This is a genomic window from Paenalcaligenes hermetiae (genome assembly GCF_039543645.1).
GTDB lineage: Bacteria > Pseudomonadota > Gammaproteobacteria > Burkholderiales > Burkholderiaceae_B > Paenalcaligenes > Paenalcaligenes hermetiae.
In genome coordinates, this window is the sequence record NZ_BAABKD010000011.1 from 173,239 (window position 1) to 191,487 (window position 18,249).

Sequence of the window (18,249 nt, forward strand, 5' to 3'; positions counted from 1 at the left end):
TGGCTCATAGTACACTAGAGCCTTTAGAATAAGGAAAGACTATGTTGCGAAGTGATCATCGAGACAGCAAAACATTGCGTTCAGTGCAGATAGAAGCCGGTTTTAGTCAATATGCAGAGGGCTCTGTATTGATTAAAATGGGTAATACCCATGTATTGTGTAATGCAAGCATTCTAGAAAAAGTGCCTCCTTTTCTTAAAGACAGAGCCCAGGGTTGGGTTACCGCCGAATATGGTATGTTGCCACGCGCAACCCATACGCGCTCTGACCGCGAAGCCGCCCGTGGTAAACAAACTGGGCGTACTCAAGAAATCCAGCGTCTTATTGGGCGTAGCTTGCGTGCGGTATTTGATTTAGCAGCTTTAGGCGAGCGCACCATACATATTGATTGTGATGTACTGCAAGCCGATGGTGGTACGCGGTGCGCTAGTATTACAGGGGCGTGGATTGCGGCGGCTTTAGCAGTCAATCATTTATTAGAAAATGATGTGATTGATACTAATCCACTAAAAGACCATGTGGCTGCGGTTTCAGTAGGGATGAAAGATGGCAATGCGCTACTGGATCTAAACTACGAAGAAGACTCTAGCTGTGATGCCGATGTCAATATTGTGATGAATGGGGCGATGCAGTTTGTAGAGATTCAAGGCACTTCCGAGGGGCGGTGTTTTGATCGTAGCGAACTGAATGTGTTGTTAGATTATGCTCAGCACGGGATTACAGAGCTGATTGCTTTACAAAAACAAGCATTAGCGGATCAAGGTATCCACTACTAACGAGGAAAACATGCAAACAAAAAAAATCGTGTTGGCGTCAAACAACCCCGGCAAACTTAAGGAGTTTCAGGCGTTATTTGAGCCCTTGTCGCTTCACGTCATACCGCAAGGGCAGTTAGGTGTCAGCGAAGCCGATGAGCCCTATGGCACTTTTTTAGAAAATGCACTGACTAAAGCGCGTCACGCGAGTGCTATTACCGGTATGCCAGCTGTGGCCGATGATTCAGGGTTGTGTGTCATCGCGCTGGACGGCGCCCCCGGCGTTTATTCAGCACGCTATGCGCAGCTACATGAGGCAGGTAAGGGGGATGCGGATAATAACCGTCTGTTATTAGCGCGTATGCAGAATCAAACCCAACGTAAAGCCTGTTTTGTTTCTGTCTTGGTGTATGTGAATCATCCTGAAGACCCGCGGCCCATTGTTGCCGAAGGAGTCTGGTGGGGTGAGATCGCAGATCAGCCCATAGGGGATAACGGTTTTGGCTATGATCCCGTTTTTTATGTGCCAGATTTAGATTGCACAGCAGCACAGTTATCAGCAGAGCAAAAAAATCATTTTAGTCATCGCGCTCAAGCCTTAAAAATTCTAGCACAACGTTTAGCTGAACTGCATAACTAATGGATACTCTACCTGTAGTACGAATACGGCCACAGGCGCAAGCCGAGAGCTCGTTATTAAATAGTTTGCCTCCCTTGGCATTATATGTGCATGTGCCTTGGTGTGTGCGTAAATGTCCATATTGTGATTTTAACTCTCATCAGGCTCCAGATACGATTCCAGAAGCAGATTATCTGCGCGCGCTACAGGCGGATTTAGAACAGGCCCTGCCATTAGTGTGGGGTCGGTCCATCGTGTCTGTTTTTATTGGGGGGGGAACGCCTAGCTTATTAAGTGCTGCTGCAGTGGATGAGTTAATCAGTTTAATTCGTGCTTATTTGCCGCTGCAACCTTATGCCGAGATTACCCTCGAAGCCAATCCAGGCACAGCAGAGGCGGCTAAATTTGCTGCATATGGTCGTAGCGGTGTGAATCGCTTGTCTTTAGGAATTCAGAGCTTTAATGATCGGGCTTTGGTTGCTTTGGGCCGTGTTCATGATGCCCAACAAGCCAAAGCCGCGATAGGCTTTGCACTGGATGCGGTAGAGCGGGTAAATTTAGATGTGATGTATGCGCTACCACAGCAGCGAGTAGAAGAAGCGCTACTGGATATAAACACAGCTCTTTCTTTTAATACCTCGCACTTATCGCTATATCACCTGACTTTAGAGCCGAATACGGTGTTTGCTAAATACCCCCCGCCATTGCCCTCCGATGATGAAAGCGCAGCGATGCAAGATGCGTTAATCGAATTAACTGCTGAGCAGGGTTATGAGCACTATGAGGTCTCTGCTTATGCCCAAGCTGGCCACCAAGCGGTACATAATACTAACTATTGGGAATTTGGTGATTATTTAGGTATCGGGCCAGGTGCGCACAGCAAGTTATCTTTTCATGATCGTATTGTGCGTCAGGCGCGGGTACGCAATCCGCAGCGATGGATGGATCAAGCCACCGCTCGGGATGGTAGCCATTTGGCCGAGGACAGAACGGTGGATGCACAGGATTTACCCTTCGAGTTTATGTTAAATGCCTTACGTTTGCGTCATGGTGTGCCGGCTACGTATTTTGAGGAGCGTACGGGTCAGCCTTTAACCACCATTTTGCCTACGATTCGTCAAGCCATTGCCAAAGGGTTACTAGACCCTCATCCCACCCGTATCCAAGCCTCTGCATTAGGCTGGCGCTTTTTAAATGATTTACAAGAAATGTTCCTCGAGGTGGGCTAACAATTTTTGATGTTTTTAACGAAAAAATGCCCGAACTCACAACAGAATGCTTTAAGATACTAAATGGGCCATGTCGTAAAAGCCCTTTATTTGCTAATTGATTTGGAGCCTTCATGTCTACCGCCGATGATATCCTAACCCGGATTACTGAAAACGATATTGCCTTTGTGGACCTTCGTTTTACGGATACTTTAGGACGAGAACATCATTTAACTATTCCTGCAACGCGTTTTGACGAAGATCTGATCGAAAGTGGCGTGGCTTTTGATGGGTCGTCCATGCCGGGCTGGAAAGGGATTGAAGCATCCGATATGTTGTTGATGCCCGACTTAGATACTGTGCGCTTTGACCCTTTTCGTGAAGAGCCCACATTGGTTCTAAGCTGTGATGTGGTTGACCCGGCGGATTTAAATGGGTATGACCGTGACCCTCGCTCCATTGCTAAACGCGCCGAGGTTTACCTGCAAGCAACCGGTATTGGCGATACAGCCTTTTTTGGTCCAGAGCCTGAGTTTTTTATTTTTGATGGGGTACGTTGGGATGATCAGCCCTCGGGTTCCTTTGTAAAAATTGATTCCGATACCGCTCAGTGGGCATCTGGTATCGATCACCCTAATCGTAATAACTCCGGCTACAGAGCTCGTCATCAGGGTGGGTATTCTCCTGTACCGCCAGTGGATCATCATCATGATATTCGCTCAGAAATGTGCTTATTACTGGAACAACAAGGGGTTCCAGTGGAAATTCATCATTCCGAGGTCGGGGCGTCAGGGCAGGTTGAAATCGGTACACGATTCTCTACGCTCGTAAAACGAGCAGATTGGAACCAAATCTTGAAATACACTGTGCATAATGTGGCGCACGTGTATGGAAAAACGGCGACGTTTATGCCTAAACCTGTACTGGGTGACAGTGGTTCTGGCATGCATGTACACCAGTCGATCTGGAAAGACGGTGTTAATATTTTTGCAGGTGACGGGTATGGCGGGCTTTCAGAAACGGCGCTCTATTATATTGGTGGTATCATCCATCATGCTCGTGCTTTAAACGCCATTACTAACCCTACCACTAACTCCTATAAGCGCTTGGTTCCCCATTACGAGGCACCGGTTAAGCTAGCTTACTCTGCGCGTAATCGTTCTGCCTCGATTCGTATTCCTTACGTTAGCAATCCCAAAGCACGGCGCGTAGAAGCCCGCTTCCCCGATCCTATGGCTAACCCTTATCTTGCTTTCGCGGCACTGTTAATGGCGGGTTTGGATGGTATTCAAAATAAGATTCACCCTGGAGACGCCGCAGATAAAAACTTATACGATTTACCTCCCGAAGAGGACGCAAAAATCCCAGCCGTTTGCCATTCTTTAGAAGAGGCTCTGGAGCACTTGGATAAAGATCGCGAATTTTTAACACGTGGTGGTGTGTTTAGCAATGAAATGATCGATGCTTATATCGACCTGAAAAGGCAAGAAGTCACCCGTATGCGTATGACTCCCCATCCTATTGAGTTCGATATGTACTACACGCTATAGATTGCTACTCTACATTTAAAGTTAAGCCCATGAAATTCATGGGCTTTTTAAATAGACAATTGGTATGGCTTTGTCATAATTGCTCAAACATTTTTCTGTTTCTATAGCTACACTCAAGGACATCAATACGTTATAGGAGTCTGTTATGCGTATGGCAAAGGTAGCTTTGGCCTGTGCTTTACTTGGGTTGAGTTATACGGCCAGTGCGGATCATTGGCACAGCAAACATCACCGGCATCATAACCAGAAATATGAATACTGGGATGGGCACTGTAAAGTGAAAAGAGAATACAAGAAAAACGGCCGTTATAAAGAAAAGCGTGATTGTAAGCCCAGAGGCCATCCTCATGCATATCGTAGTAAGCCGCCGCGACATTCTGGTTATGGGGTGAGCATACCTGCAATTATTATTGAGCCGGTGATTCGTATTGGTGGCTAACCACCGGCCAATAAATTGATTTAAGCCGCTTCGCCCCGAGCAAAGGCTTGGGCGCGTTGGCTTAATAAAGCTTCGCGGCGAATAAAATCCGCTACAAAATCATTCACAGGGTGGTGGTGCAAGCCATACGCGGTATCCCACTGTACGATTTGACCGTCTTTCATTACCCCGATTCGATCAGCTATAGCAAAAGCTTCTGCTTGGTTATGTGTCACTAAAATCGCGGTTAACCCCGTTTTTTGTAGAATTTCCCGTACTTCAAATGCTAAACGCTCACGGGTGTCTACATCCAAATTAGAGAAAGGCTCATCCAATAATAGTAGCGAAGGCTCAGGGGCTAAAGCCCGTGCTAAAGCAACACGCTGCTGTTGCCCCCCGGATAGCTCGTGTGGATAACGCTTAGCCAAGTCCTCTAAACCCACAAGCTGTAACATGTCTTCGATACGCTCTTGTCGCTTATGTTTGTCCCATTTGCGCAGTCCAAATCCGATATTTTTTTCAATACTAAGATGTGGGAATAAAGCGTAATCTTGGAACATCATGCCCACCTGACGTTTTTCGGGGACAATGGTGTGCTCTGGGGAAGACAGTAATTGCCCATTTAGATATATATGCCCTTGACGTAAAGGCTCAAAGCCTGCAATAGCGCGTAAAACGGTCGTTTTACCGCAACCAGATGCACCTAGTAAGCAACCAATGTGTCCTTTATCGACTTGTAGATCTAGTTGGTTGACAACAGTTTTTAAGCCTTCTGGCGTTTCATAAGCTAAAGATAATTGTTGTAAATCTAAATAGGCCGTGTTGGATGACGTCATGTCTTATCCTTTAAATGAAGCACGTGTGGTTTTTAGCTGGGAGCGTGCCAGTAATACCACTGGCAATAATCCAGCTACCACAATGGCTAAAGCAGCGACTGCACCTTCTTCATAGGTGCCTCGTGCCGCCTCGGCATATAGCCAAGTCGCCAACGTTTCAAAATTCATTGGACGCAACATCAATGTGGCAGGAAGCTCTTTCATGGCGTCCACAAAAATTAATAGTGCGGCTGCTCCCAAAGCGGGGCGCAATAAGGGTAAATGCACTCGTTTGAGGGTGCCTGCAGGGCTTTCTCCTAATAAGCGAGAAGCCTGCTCAATAGAAGGGGGAATGCGAGCTAAACCGGCTTCAATCCCCCCCGCCGCAATTGCTAAAAAGCGAATCACATAAGCCAATACTAAGGCAGCAGAAGACCCCATTAAAAAAAGCTGGGGTGGGGTGTCTTTAAACCAATTAATGACGGTTTGTAGGCTTTGATCAAAGAAAACCAATGGGCTTAATAAGCCAATGGCTAATACTGTTCCCGGAACGGCGTAACCAATGGAGGCAAACTTAGATAAAGCAATAATGAATCCTTGCTTTTGGCCATAACGAACAGTACGTGCCGTCCACGCCACAATCAGCCCAACAATAATAGTGACTGCCGTAGCGATAAAAGCAATATGAATAGTGTTCCATGCGCTGCTAAGCAGTTGATCTGACACCTCGCCAACTAAATGAAAATGTTTATAGCTTTCGCTGAGCAGATAAAGCGCTGGAGCAACAAAACCAATGATAACGGGGGTCCAGCCAAGCAACATGGCAATCAGAGCGGGGAGCCCACGTAATGCGATAGGTTGTACAGGGTGAGAGCGCTGATTTTGACTATACCGCTGATGACGCCGCCCATAGCGCTCAACCATAATCAGGGTAGCCACAATAGCAAGCATGGATAGTGCAATTTGTGCCGCACCGGCCAAATCAGAGCGAGTGACCCAGGTCGTATAAATGGATACGGTTAATGTTTGAATCCCTAAAAATTCCGAGGCCCCAATATCATTTAATGTTTCAAGTAGCGCTAAGCTAACGCCCACGGCGACAGCGGGGCGGGCCATAGGCAGGGCGACTCGATAAAAGACACTACGCTGACTTTCGCCTAAGACCCGTGCGGCCTCAAGCAAACTGGCTGCTTGGGTAGCAAACATAGCGCGAGTGCTTAAATACACATAGGGATAGAGCACAAAGCCTAATAAGAAAATCGCACCGGGCAACGAGCGAATATCAGGCAAACGAAATTGACGGGGGCTGGTGTAGCCCAGTAGCTCTCGAATCCATGTTTGCACCGGGCCGATCGGGTGCAAAATATCTAAGTAGGCGAACGCCACAATGTAGGTGGGCACCGCTAACGGTAGCAACAGCGCCCAGGATAAAAGATGGCGTGTTGGGAAAGCATAGGCCGTCATGAGCCAGGCGCTCCCTACACCAAGAGCGGTAACCAGAACCCCCACGCCTATTAATAACAGCACTGTATTACTAAAGGCCACGGGTAACACGTGATTAAGTAGCAACTGCCAGTGCTCTGTGGAGCCCTGAAAAGCATGCCAAACCAGTACGGTGACCGGTGCTAAAACTAAACAGGTAATGCCTAGAGTTAAAAAGAACCAGCTTTTACCTACGCTTTGCTGCGCGCGCATAGAAGACAACATAGTGAAAGGGTGATAAACGCACAGAGGCCGCTGAGCCTGTAACGTAGCTGCAGCGGCCGTAGTCGTAGAGTAGGAAGATTTAGTTATTGAATCCAACTTTATCTACGAGTTCGCTAGCCAGTTTACGGTGCTTGGCGATTTCTGTGAGGGGAAGATTATCGACATGTAGTTCGCCAAAACTAGCGACGGTAGGGTCGAGTTCTACTCCCGCTTTAACCGGGTATTCGTAGTTGGCTTTGGCATAGAGACTTTGTGCTTTATCCGAAACCAAATACTCTAGCAGTTTAACCGCATTCTCTTTGTTCGGGGAGTGTTTAGCCACTGCTGCCCCAGAAATGTTTACATGCGTGCCACCGCTTTGTTTAAATGTAGGGCGAACCACTTTAATGGCTTCGCCCCATTTGTAGGAGTCGGAGCCGGGTTCTGCGTTTTTCATGCGACCAACATAATACGCGTTTGCAATGCCCACATCACAAATGCCGCCTAAAATATCACGTGCAACATCACGGTCGCCACCAGCAGCTTTACGCCCGAGATTCGCTTTAACACCTTTGAGCCATTGTTCGGTAGCTTCTGAGCCATTGTGTGCAATCATGGCAGCAATTAAAGCCGTGTTATATGGGTGCTGACCAGAACGGATGCAAACTTTGCCTTTCCAGCGCGGGTCAGCAAAATCTTCATAAGTGAGTTCGGTTACATCGTCCATGTCGGCGGCGACATAAGCCACGCGATCACGCATGGATAGACTAAACCATTGGTTATCCTCACCACGTAGATGCGCAGGAATGGCTTCGGTTAATGCCTTGGACTCAACCGGCTGTGTTACTCCGGCTTCGACTAAGTCCAGTAAATTTCCAATGTCCACCGTCATTAAAATATCGGCAGGAGATTGCTCCCCTTCGGTTTTGACGCGCTCAATTAGACCGTCTTTTACAAATACGGTGTTAACCTTAATGTTGGTGTCAGACGTGAACGATTCCAAAATGGGTAAAATCAAACGAGGTTCACGGGTGGTGTAGATATTGATTTCATCAGCAGCCATGGCGGGCGCTGCCGATAGCCCCATCGTAGCAACAGCTAAACTACCCATTAAGGTTCGCAAAGAGGTTTTGAGACGCATTCGTTTACTCCAACGATGACGAAATATGTTTTAAGTATTAACTTTAAATGATAATGATTATCATCATTGAGTGCAACAATAGCAGACTCTGAGGCGAGGCTCAAGAGGTTAATGCTCATTTATGGGAACTAATTGCTAGAACTTTGATCTGTATTAAAGACCTCTTTAGATCAAGTTTTGTATGGTGACCACTCAAATAATTAGGGTTATCCCCGCATAACGGGGTAAACTTAGGCCAAATTCTTCTCTTTTTCTATTTTTGACTTATGGCAGCATTTAATACAGAAACCGTACTTAGTGTGCATCACTGGAACGATACTTTATTTTCTTTTACAACAACACGCGATATGTCATTGCGCTTTACCAATGGTCACTTTGTGATGATTGGTCTAGAGGTCGACGGCAAACCGTTGATGCGCGCTTATAGTGTGGCCAGCCCCAACTATGCAGAACATCTTGAGTTTTTAAGCATTAAAGTACCTGATGGCCCCTTAACCTCGCGTTTACAGCACTTGCAGGTTGGCGATAAAATTCTTATGAGTCGCAAGCCGGTTGGTACGCTTGTTGTGGATGATTTACGTGCCGGGCGCAACCTTTATCTTTTTGGTACAGGCACTGGGTTAGCCCCCTATATGAGTATCATTCAAGACCCAGAAACGTATGAGCGTTTTGAAAAAGTGGTGTTGATTCATGGGGTACGCTACGTCAGCGAGCTGGCTTACAAAGATTTTATCGAAAACGAATTACCCAACAATGAATATTTTGGGGATTTGATCAAAGAAAAGCTCATTTATTATCCTACTGTCACCCGTGAGCCATTTCGCAACGAGGGCCGCATCACGACTTTGATCGAAAGCGGTAAGCTCTTTACTGATATTGGACTACCAGAAATTGACCCAAAACAAGACCGCGCCATGATTTGCGGTAGCCCCGCTATGCTAGAGGATATTAGTGCGTTATTAGATGCGCGCGGCATGGAAATTTCCCCTGGGGTAGGGCAGCCTGGTGACTATGTCATTGAGCGTGCTTTTGTAGAAAAATAAGCACGGGTTTTTGACTTGTTAATTTACGTGTTTGCTGCGTAAAATCAAGGTTGTTCTAACTTTTGCCTAAAGGCCATTTATGAGTAAACAAATTATTCAAACAGAGGCGGCACCGGCCGCAGTTGGTCCCTATTCACAAGCGGTTGCCGTCTCCGGTGGCAAAACAGTTTATGTGTCAGGGCAAATTGGTCTGGATCCCAAAACCGGTGAGCTGGTATCGGATAATTTTGAGGCACAAGTTCGTCAATGTTTTGAAAACATGGCTGCTGTGATTCAGGCGGCTGGAGGGTCGTTAGAGCAGGTGGTTAAATTAAACTTATTTCTAACCGATCTTAGTAAGTTCGCCAGTGTTAATGCCATCATGGCAGAAGTCATGCCACAGCCTTATCCTGCACGCTCTACTTTAGGGGTAGCTAGCTTGCCTAAAAACGCTCAATTCGAAGTTGAGGCGATTGTTGTTATTTGATTGAGGTAGGGCATTGGCCGACACCACAAGCAAAAAAACCGCAAAAAAACCGAGCCTAGCAGAGCGCTTAGCCAAGCTGGGCTTGGTAAAACCGATGGATTTTGTGGTGCATTTACCTTTGCGTTACGAGGACCAAACCCAAATCTATCCTATTGCCTCGCTTGCCGTAGGCGAATATGCACAAATCGAGGGCACGGTAGTACAACAACATATTGTGCAACGACCGCGCCGTCAATTACAGGCCTTGGTACGAGACTCCAGTGGCGAACTCATGGTTCGCCTTTTGCATTATTATCCGAACCAGATCAAACAGTTCCAAGTTGGCCAGACTTTGCGTTTACGCGGAGAGGTACGTCGAGGTTTTCAAACAGCCATTGAAATGGTACACCCCAAGGTCTCACAGGCTGGTGCTCCCTTAGCGACGACGCTCACTCCCATTTATCCTACTACCGAAGGTTTATCACAGCCGGCTTTACGCAAGGCGATTCTTCAAGCTCTAGAGGACGTTGAGCTTGACGACACGCTCCCCCCTAGTGTGCGACAACAATATGATTTATGGGAGTTTGCGCACGCCGTGCGAGCATTGCATTATCCTGCTGCGGAGCAAAGCCAAGCGTTATTAAATCAAACACATCCCGCATGGAAGCGCATTAAATTCGATGAGCTATTGGCTCAGCAGCTATCTTTAGCCGCGGCTCGTGCTCGTCGCGCCAAACTAAAAGCCCCTGCAATTGCTGCCTCTCAAGGTCTTGCTTCTCAGCTATTACATCAATTGCCTTTTCATTTAACTGCTGCGCAACAGCGTGTCATTGCGGAAATCTCTGCGGATATGCAGCGAGCGCAACCCATGCATCGTTTGCTTCAGGGCGATGTAGGAAGCGGTAAAACAGTGGTAGCGGCTTTTGCGGCGGTACAAGCCATTGAGCAGGGGTATCAAGTGGCGTTAATGGCTCCTACAGAGCTTTTGGCTGAGCAGCATTATCAAAAACTTCAGGGCTGGTTAGCTCCTTTAGGTATAACCGTAAGCTGGTTAAGCGGGAGTCTGACAATGGCGCAACGACGTCATGCTTACGAAGCCATCACACAGGGCCAAAGCCAACTTATCGTTGGAACCCAAGCCTTAATTCAAGACAAAGTACAGTTTGCGCGTCTAGGCTTAGTCATTTTAGATGAGCAGCATCGTTTTGGTGTAACACAACGTTTAGACCTGAGTCGTAAAGCCGCTGATAGTCTCCGTAGTCTTGATGATCAAGGTCAAACCTTATTGCCACATCAGTTAAATATGAGTGCGACGCCTATTCCCCGGACGTTAGCCATGACTTTTTATTCTGATCTGGATGTTTCAATTATCGACGAACTTCCTCCTGGGCGCAGTCCTGTGCAAACAAAGCTTGTCGTCGCCGACCGGCGTGATGAGGTGATGCAACGCATACAGGCTGCTGTACAAGCAGGGCAGCAAGTTTATTGGGTTTGCCCCTTAATCGAGGAAAGCGAAGCGCTACAACTGCAAACGGCCGAGGATACCTATGAGCAAATGACCCAAGCTTTGCCTGGTTTACGCATTGGCTTACTACATGGGCGTATGAGTAGCGCAGAAAAAAATGTTGTCATGGATTCATTTAGGCTGGCCCAGTTAGATATATTGGTTGCGACAACAGTGATTGAGGTTGGCGTAGATGTGCCCAATGCCACAATTATGGTCATTGAACATTCAGAGCGCTTTGGGCTGGCTCAATTGCACCAGCTGCGAGGCCGTGTTGGCCGTGGGGCCAAGCAGTCTTATTGCATTTTAATGTATCAGCACCCTTTGTCTGCGATAGCACGGCAACGCTTACGCGCTATGTATGAAACCACTGATGGTTTCGAGATAGCGGAGCGTGATCTTGCTTTGCGTGGACCGGGTGAATTTCTTGGGGTACGACAATCTGGGCAAATGCTATTACGATTTGCTAACCTAGAACAAGACGCTGATTTGATAGAGCAGGCCAAAGCCTGTGCGTCTTATCTTTATGAAAAACACCCTACTGTAGCAACACGTCATGTGGCGCGATGGTTGGGGACAAAAGAAGAGTTGTTACGTAGTTAAATGACATTAACGGAATTAAAATATATTGTTGCTGTAGCACGAGAGCGCCATTTTGGTCGTGCGGCAGAAGCCTGCTTTGTAAGTCAACCCACCTTGTCTGTGGCAATTCGTAAACTAGAAGAAGAGCTGGATGTGGTGATTTTTGAGCGGGGTGGCGCCGAGGTCGGTATTACACCCATTGGTTTGCGCATTATTGAACAAGCACAAAAAGTGCTAGAAGAGGGCGCGAATCTTAAAGAGATTGCTCGTCAGGGACAAAACCCGCTATCTGGCCCGCTGCGTGTGGGGATTATTTATACCGTTGCTCCTTACTTGTTACCTTTATTGGTGCCTCAACAGATTCAGCTCACGCCAGATATGCCGCTAGTACTCCAAGAAAACTACACGGTGCGTTTATTAGAGCTATTACGTCAGGGTGAAATTGATGCCGCCATTGTTGCGTTGCCTCTACCCGAAACAGGGTTTATGGTCAAACCCTTATACGATGAGCCTTTTGTAGTGGCTGTGCCGCATGACCATCCTTGGCAGGGGCGTTCACACATTGATGCCCAAGAATTAAAAAATGAGACCATGCTGCTTCTGGGCTCAGGGCATTGTTTTAGAGATCAAGTGCTTGATGTTTGCCCTGAATTGTCTCGCTTTTCGGCTAGCAGCGAGGGCATACAGCGAACTTTTGAAGGATCATCATTAGAAACCATTCGGCATATGGTTGCGACAGGGATTGGGGTAACGGTCTTGCCGGCTACTGCACTCAGTACTCCTGCACAAGACAATGCCTTATTAGAGTACATTCCGTTTAGTGAGCCGGTGCCGGATCGCCGGATTGCATTGATATGGCGTAAAAGCTTTCCACGCACCGCAGCAGTAGAGGCTTTGGCCGATGCGGTGTTGCAGTGTGGCTTACAAAACGTGCATTACTTATAGTTTTTATTAATAGGGGCGATAGATAAATAATCGCCCCTATTTATTTAAGCGTGGTAATCTTAATACATAGCCTTTTTACTATTAAAGGAGTTCAACATGGCGAAAAAAATGAAAACTAACGTAGCACATACCGATCAGGTTCCCGTAAATATCGGCATTAGTGCAGATGACCGTGCTAAAGTCGCCACGGAGCTATCCAAGGTTTTAGCCGATTCTTATACTTTGTATTTGATGACGCACAACTTTCATTGGAACGTCACTGGCCCCATGTTCAACACCTTGCACACCATGTTCATGGACCAATACACTGAGCTATGGCAGGCTTTAGATGATATCGCAGAGCGTATCCGCGCTTTGGGTCACTTTGCTCCTGGTACTTATGCCGAGTTCGCTAAACTGTCTTCTATTGCCGAGCCAACCTCTGTACCAAGCGCCGAAGAAATGATCAATCTGCTATTACAGGCAAATGAAGCCGTCGCTCGCACTGCACGGAGCGCATTTGAGTGTGCGGATGCGGTTAATGATCAACCGACAGCGGATATTTTGACGCAACGTTTGGATGTACATGAAAAGACAGCGTGGATGCTACGCAGCTTGCTCGCCTAATAGCTCTTCCCCATGAGCCAAATCTAGTCGTAAACCCTAGATTTGGCTTAGAATTTGCAACAAAGATTAAAAAACGGTGTATGCTGGCAGCACTTATGGGAGGTTCTTTTATGAAAATTCGTATTACCCCTTTAGCGGCAGCATTAGGTTTAGCTGCTGGTATGCTTGCAAGCTCTGCGGCTTTTGCTGACACCATTAAATTTGCGGTTGCCGGTCCTTTTACCGGTGCGCTCACCCAATATGGTGAGATGGTCAAACAGGGTGTAGACACAGCGGTAGAACAAATTAACGCCAAAGGCGGTGTGTTAGGTAAACAAATTGAAGTGGTCGTCATGGACGATGCGTGTGAGCCTAAACAGGGGCCTGTTGTGGCAAACCGTGTTGTCAACGAGGGCATTGGCTATGTCGTTGGCCATGTTTGTTCTGGCGCTACGATTGCCGCCACGGATATTTATAATGACGAGGGTGTCATCATGATTTCACCTTCGGCCACAGCACCAGCGGTTACCGAAGGTAAAAACTACGAAACCATTTTCCGCACTATCGGTCGTGATGACCAACAAGGTCCCGCCGCAGCTAAAGTCATCATTGAACAAATTAAACCCAAAAAAGTCGCTGTTTTGCATGATAAACAGTCGTATGGCCAAGGGATTGCCACCGCCGTTAAAAACGATCTAGAAAAAGCCAATATTGATGTGGTGCTTTTCGAGGGGATTAATGCGGGCGATAGCGATTACTCTGCTGTTATCACCAAACTAAAAGGCTCTGGTGCCGAGTTTGTGTACTACGGTGGTTATCACCCAGAAATGGGTTTGTTGCTACGTCAGGGTGCAGAGCAGAATTTGGGTATTACTTTTATGGGCCCAGAGGGTGCGGGGAACCCGGATATTAATGCTATCGCTGGTGATGCAGTAGAAGGCATGCTCGTAACCTTGCCAGCAGATTTCACTAAAGACGAGGCCAACGAAGCACTAGTTAAAGCCTTTAAAGACAAAGGTCGTGATCCAGGTGGTGCTTTCCAAATGACAGCCTATTCTGCGGTGCAAGCATTGGTAGCGGGATTAGAGGGGGCTGGTAAAGACGACCCCATCGCCGTGGCAGAATATCTCCATGCAAACTCTGTTGATACCCCCATTGGTACCATTTCTTGGAATGAGCAGGGTGATTTAAAAGAGTTTAAATTTGATGTGTTTACTTGGCATAAAGACGGCTCTAAATCCGTTTTTGCTCAATAAGCGCTCTATATTTAAAGCAAAAACCCGCTGTTCTCAGCGGGTTTTTTCATTACCGGGGTAAATAAGCAGGGTGTAAAATCCCCCGAAGCTCTGGATAAGGAATGAGTAGCTCTGGCTGCCCAGATGAGTAGGGCGCGATTTCGTAAGAGTTGTATTTCACAACAACGCCGGCATCGGTCAGGGCGATATTATCACTTGGCTGAAATGGCCATAAGCGATTATATTCCGTAGGGTTTTCTTGTGCGGCTTCTTGCGTGGCAAGCCAACGCTGGTGTGCTTGTTGTAGTTTTTCAATAAAAGCAGGTAACTGATTCGGTTTGACGATATCTTTTAGAGTGAGCGCCTGCTTTTTTTGATTATCCCAGTTAATAAAGCGTATCTCTCCCATACCATGAGCTGCACCGGTTAAATATTGCCAAGCTCCTAGCTCTAACACGGTGAGGTACTGATTACGATATCGCACTTTTGAACTAAGAATGACCTCGTCTCTTGGACCTGCATGGACCCAATAATAATCAGTAAAGTCAGAGACGCTAGCTTGTGCTGTATAAGTCCCATCAAACTGAGTCATATCGGCGAGCTGCTGATCCACATAGTCAGTTAAGGCTTTATTACCAGGGAAAATCAAAGAATCGACTTTTAAACGAGGGCAGTCACCCTTGCAACCAGGTTTTTGACGCTCATACTGCAGAGGTTGAGTAAATACACCATCCTTGCTCGTTACATCTGCTGTCTGTGTAGGGATAAGCGATATGTCTTTTTGCGGAGCCGCACAAGCGCTTAAGACTAAAGCGCATAATGCGGTAAGCCCTGCGCGATAGGGTGACTGTAATATCATAGATATTCCTTATTTAATAATTGAAGCATCTTGGCCAAATAGATGTTTACGGGACTCTTCGTCAGAAACAGAAGGTTGCGTATTGATTGTTTCTGCTTTGGCGTAAGCACGTTGTGTTGCAGGCCGTGCCGCAATACGCTCAAACCACGCTTTTAAATGTGGAAAATCGTCTAAGTTCTGGCTTTGCGCTTGATGAGGCACAATCCAAGGATAACACGCCATATCGGCAATGCTGTATTCCCCAACAATATAATCACGATCAGCAAGCTGCTTGTTTAAGACCCCATAGAGACGATTGGTTTCTTTGATATAACGCTCTTGGGCATAAGCAATTTTTTCTGGAGCATATATGTTAAAGTGGTGGTTTTGACCAGCCATAGGCCCAAGCCCACCCATTTGCCAATTTAGCCATTCGAGAGTTTGGGTGCGTTGACGTAGATCTTTAGGTAAAAACAAGCCTGTTTTTTCTGCTAGGTATTGTAGAATCGCCCCGGATTCGAAAACAGAAATAGGGGACCCTCCATCCTGGGGGTTGTGATCTACAATGGCAGGGATACGGTTATTTGGCGCAATGGCTAAAAAATCCGGTTGAAACTGCTCCCCTTTACCGATATTAATAGGAATGATTTGATATTCCAGACCGGCTTCCTCTAAAAAAAGCGTGATTTTATGACCATTAGGCGTGGTCCAGTAGTATAAATCAATCATGTTTTTTCCTTTGTGTGTGTAGTTAGGATTTTATGTTAATCCTTTTTATTCGAGTAGAGAGTAAATGACAAAAATTTATCATAACCCACGTTGTAGCAAATCGCGTGCTGCATTAGCCTATCTACAAGAGCAGGGGCTAGAGCCAGAGGTAATTGAGTACCTCAAAACCCCGTTATCGGTTGAGCAACTTAACGCGTTGGTAGCACAGTGCGACCTTTCTGTTAGAGAACTAGTGCGTACGAATGAAGCGCCTTATACGGATTTACAATTAGATCAGGCCGATGAGCAACAGCTGCTTGAAGCGATTGCCGAGCATCCAATCCTATTAAATCGCCCTTTGGTGCAAACAAAAAAAGGCGTGCGCTTAGGGCGCCCCTTAGAGGCGATTTACGATATTTTATAACCCCAACCCATGTAAAAAAGACCTTCTTAGAGAAGGTCTTTTTTTTAAGTTTTTAGTTAGCAATCGCTTCGAGTGCAATGTTAATAGTGACCTCATCGCTTACTGCGGGTGCAAATTTGTCCGCGTTAAAGTCAGAGCGTTTGATTTTGACCTCTGCGTCAGCACCAATAGCAGGTTTTTTCAGCATTGGATGGGGTTTGGCCGCAAACGAAGTTACTGTTAAGGTTACGGGTTTGGTTACGCCTTTGATGGTTAAGTCACCCTCGACCGCAGTAGGGGTATCGCCTTCAAAGATGATTTTGCTGGATTTAAAGGTAGCAGTGGGGTATTTGGCTGTATCCAGAAAATCCTCGCCCTGAATATGTTCATTAAACGCCTCATGGCCAGTATCTACAGAGGTAGTGTCGATTTCGATTTGCACATCCCCTGTTTTGGCTTCTAAGTCTAGGGCAACAGTACCGCTGGTTTTATTAAAGCGATTCAGCTGCTGGCTTAACCCCATATGATTATAAGAAAAACGGGCAAAGGTATGGGAGGAATCCACGTTGTATGTGACCGTTTCTGCCATAGCAGTAGGCAGGGTAAATAAAGCGGTTAAAGCACCTGTTAGTGCAAGACGGCGCCATGTGGTTTTCATAAAACTCTCCAAATAGATAAATTAAGGGGTGGCAATGATAGTGAAATCAATGCGTACATCGTTTGCAACAATGTCAAACTTGGACCACGCACCTTCGCCAATCGCGTAATCCCCACGCAATAGAGAAAAGCTACCACTAAATGTGGCTTGTTCATCGGTGGTTTCTACCTTGGCAGGAAAACGAATAGTTTGCTCGTGACCTTTGATGCTTAATAAGCCAGCCACTTCGTATTCATTATCCGCTTTAGGCGTAATGCTTTGTGCTTTGAATGTTGCGGTAGGGAAATCAGAGGCATTAAACCATTCTTTTTTCACAACCTCGCTATCGGCCTCTTCTGATCCAGTATCAACGCTTTGCATTTGGACTTCGAGTGTCACCTGTGCTTTTTCGGGAGCATCGGTATCGAAATGCAGTGAGCCATCGATGCCTTTAAAAAAACCATCCATATTTACGCCCATTTGTTCATAGTGAAATTGGATTTCACTTTTTTCGGGAACAAGGGTAGTAAACGTAGCCGCATTAGCTACCAAAGGCAGACTAAGTAATGCGGCAGAAAGAGTTCGTAATAACATAATAAATCCTTACTTATTTCATGCGGGCAAGTAGGTTGTCTTTATCCAAAAACTGGTGTTTTAATGCCGCTAAAACATGGCCAATTACCGTAGCAATAAACGCCCAATTGAGATAGGCATGGACTTGGGCTAAAAGTTCCCCTAGGGCTTTGTCTTTGCTGAGCAAGTCAGGAAGCGGCACAATCCCAAACCATACTGTTTGAAACCCCATAGCGGAACTCATGAGCCAACCAGAAAGTGGTACAGCAAACATAAAAAAGTATAAAGCCCAGTGACCTAAATGCGCTAAGTATTGCGCTGATTGGCTCATACTTTGGGGTAATGCAGGTGGCCGATGTGTGAATCGCCATGTTAAACGCCATATGGCTAAGAAAAACAAGCTCACTCCAGCCCATTTATGCCAAGAGTAGACCTGAAGTTTTGTTGGAGAAAAGGGCATGCTTTGCATATAAAAGCCAAGCGTAAACAATCCAATAAAACCAATGGCCATTAGCCAGTGTAGGGCAATAGCGATTTTTGTATAACGAGCGCTCATATT

Annotated in this window: 20 protein-coding genes; 12 read left to right on the forward strand and 8 right to left on the reverse strand. The window is 46.5% G+C overall.

Going from position 1 to position 18,249, the window contains the following annotated elements; all coding sequences use genetic code 11:
- The first annotated feature begins 41 nt into the window (after positions 1-41).
- The 5 genes from rph to ABD980_RS10030 all read left to right on the forward strand — a co-directional run bounded on the left by rph (position 42) and on the right by ABD980_RS10030 (position 4,571).
- A complete protein-coding gene (gene rph, locus ABD980_RS10010) occupies positions 42-776 on the forward strand; it encodes a ribonuclease PH (RefSeq protein WP_345371431.1) in 735 nt (244 codons plus the stop codon).
- 10 nt (positions 777-786) lie between these two features.
- Positions 787-1,395, forward strand: coding sequence for an RdgB/HAM1 family non-canonical purine NTP pyrophosphatase (rdgB, locus tag ABD980_RS10015; RefSeq protein WP_345371434.1), 609 nt, complete (start codon positions 787-789; stop codon positions 1,393-1,395).
- Positions 1,395-2,603, forward strand: a complete 1,209-nt coding sequence (hemW, locus tag ABD980_RS10020; protein WP_345371436.1) for a radical SAM family heme chaperone HemW — start codon at positions 1,395-1,397, stop codon at positions 2,601-2,603. Before rdgB ends, hemW begins: the two co-directional genes overlap by 1 nt.
- Positions 2,604-2,716: 113 nt before the next feature.
- Complete coding sequence (gene glnA, locus ABD980_RS10025) at positions 2,717-4,132, forward strand: type I glutamate--ammonia ligase (protein WP_260648757.1); 1,416 nt, start codon at positions 2,717-2,719, stop codon at positions 4,130-4,132.
- A 145-nt stretch (positions 4,133-4,277) separates the two neighbouring features.
- Positions 4,278-4,571, forward strand: a complete 294-nt coding sequence (locus tag ABD980_RS10030; protein WP_300646804.1) for a hypothetical protein — start codon at positions 4,278-4,280, stop codon at positions 4,569-4,571.
- A gap of 20 nt (positions 4,572-4,591) precedes the next feature.
- On the opposite strand, the gene ABD980_RS10035 is transcribed toward ABD980_RS10030, so the two are convergent.
- The 3 genes from ABD980_RS10035 to ABD980_RS10045 all read right to left on the reverse strand — a co-directional run bounded on the left by ABD980_RS10035 (position 4,592) and on the right by ABD980_RS10045 (position 8,192).
- The gene (locus ABD980_RS10035; RefSeq protein WP_345371440.1) at positions 4,592-5,386 is read right to left on the reverse strand and encodes an ABC transporter ATP-binding protein; all 795 of its coding nucleotides are present in this window, start codon (positions 5,384-5,386) and stop codon (positions 4,592-4,594) included.
- A gap of 3 nt (positions 5,387-5,389) precedes the next feature.
- A complete protein-coding gene (locus ABD980_RS10040; protein ID WP_345371442.1) occupies positions 5,390-7,060 on the reverse strand; it encodes an ABC transporter permease in 1,671 nt (556 codons plus the stop codon).
- A gap of 91 nt (positions 7,061-7,151) precedes the next feature.
- Positions 7,152-8,192 (reverse strand): Fe(3+) ABC transporter substrate-binding protein, encoded by a 1,041-nt coding sequence (locus tag ABD980_RS10045; RefSeq protein WP_377536229.1) that lies wholly within the window; start codon positions 8,190-8,192, stop codon positions 7,152-7,154.
- Positions 8,193-8,458: 266 nt separating this feature from the next.
- Here ABD980_RS10045 and ABD980_RS10050 point away from each other — a divergent pair, with 266 nt between their 5' ends.
- The 6 genes from ABD980_RS10050 to ABD980_RS10075 all read left to right on the forward strand — a co-directional run bounded on the left by ABD980_RS10050 (position 8,459) and on the right by ABD980_RS10075 (position 14,552).
- Complete coding sequence (locus ABD980_RS10050) at positions 8,459-9,235, forward strand: ferredoxin--NADP reductase (protein WP_345371444.1); 777 nt, start codon at positions 8,459-8,461, stop codon at positions 9,233-9,235.
- A 79-nt stretch (positions 9,236-9,314) separates the two neighbouring features.
- On the forward strand, positions 9,315-9,701 hold the full coding sequence (locus tag ABD980_RS10055) for a Rid family detoxifying hydrolase (protein ID WP_260648752.1): 387 nt from the start codon (positions 9,315-9,317) through the stop codon (positions 9,699-9,701).
- A 13-nt stretch (positions 9,702-9,714) separates the two neighbouring features.
- Positions 9,715-11,787, forward strand: coding sequence for an ATP-dependent DNA helicase RecG (gene recG / locus ABD980_RS10060; RefSeq protein ID WP_345371447.1), 2,073 nt, complete (start codon positions 9,715-9,717; stop codon positions 11,785-11,787).
- On the forward strand, positions 11,788-12,711 hold the full coding sequence (locus ABD980_RS10065) for a LysR substrate-binding domain-containing protein (RefSeq protein ID WP_345371449.1): 924 nt from the start codon (positions 11,788-11,790) through the stop codon (positions 12,709-12,711). It begins immediately after the preceding gene.
- A gap of 96 nt (positions 12,712-12,807) precedes the next feature.
- Complete coding sequence (locus ABD980_RS10070; protein ID WP_300646808.1) at positions 12,808-13,317, forward strand: Dps family protein; 510 nt, start codon at positions 12,808-12,810, stop codon at positions 13,315-13,317.
- Between the two features lie 110 nt (positions 13,318-13,427).
- Positions 13,428-14,552, forward strand: a complete 1,125-nt coding sequence (locus tag ABD980_RS10075) for a branched-chain amino acid ABC transporter substrate-binding protein (protein WP_377536230.1) — start codon at positions 13,428-13,430, stop codon at positions 14,550-14,552.
- A 49-nt stretch (positions 14,553-14,601) separates the two neighbouring features.
- Here ABD980_RS10075 and ABD980_RS10080 read toward each other — a convergent pair whose 3' ends face one another.
- Positions 14,602-15,390 carry an RsiV family protein gene (locus ABD980_RS10080; protein ID WP_345371476.1) on the reverse strand — a complete coding sequence of 263 codons (789 nt, stop codon included), beginning with the start codon at positions 15,388-15,390 and terminating at the stop codon, positions 14,602-14,604.
- 9 nt (positions 15,391-15,399) lie between these two features.
- Positions 15,400-16,098, reverse strand: coding sequence for a glutathione binding-like protein (locus tag ABD980_RS10085; RefSeq protein WP_345371478.1), 699 nt, complete (start codon positions 16,096-16,098; stop codon positions 15,400-15,402).
- 64 nt (positions 16,099-16,162) lie between these two features.
- Between ABD980_RS10085 and arsC the strand changes: the two genes are divergently transcribed.
- Entirely contained in the window at positions 16,163-16,501 is a 339-nt protein-coding gene (arsC, locus tag ABD980_RS10090) for an arsenate reductase (glutaredoxin) (RefSeq protein WP_345371480.1), read from the forward strand.
- 52 nt (positions 16,502-16,553) lie between these two features.
- On the opposite strand, the gene ABD980_RS10095 is transcribed toward arsC, so the two are convergent.
- From ABD980_RS10095 to ABD980_RS10105, 3 genes are read right to left on the reverse strand one after another with little or no spacing between them, the layout of a single operon-like run.
- Positions 16,554-17,138: a YceI family protein gene (locus ABD980_RS10095; RefSeq protein WP_300646813.1), complete on the reverse strand. Its 585-nt coding sequence runs from the start codon at positions 17,136-17,138 to the stop codon at positions 16,554-16,556.
- A gap of 21 nt (positions 17,139-17,159) precedes the next feature.
- The gene (locus ABD980_RS10100; RefSeq protein ID WP_345371483.1) at positions 17,160-17,711 is read right to left on the reverse strand and encodes a YceI family protein; all 552 of its coding nucleotides are present in this window, start codon (positions 17,709-17,711) and stop codon (positions 17,160-17,162) included.
- A 13-nt stretch (positions 17,712-17,724) separates the two neighbouring features.
- Positions 17,725-18,246 (reverse strand): cytochrome b, encoded by a 522-nt coding sequence (locus ABD980_RS10105; protein ID WP_345371485.1) that lies wholly within the window; start codon positions 18,244-18,246, stop codon positions 17,725-17,727.
- Between the last annotated feature and the right edge of the window lie 3 nt (positions 18,247-18,249).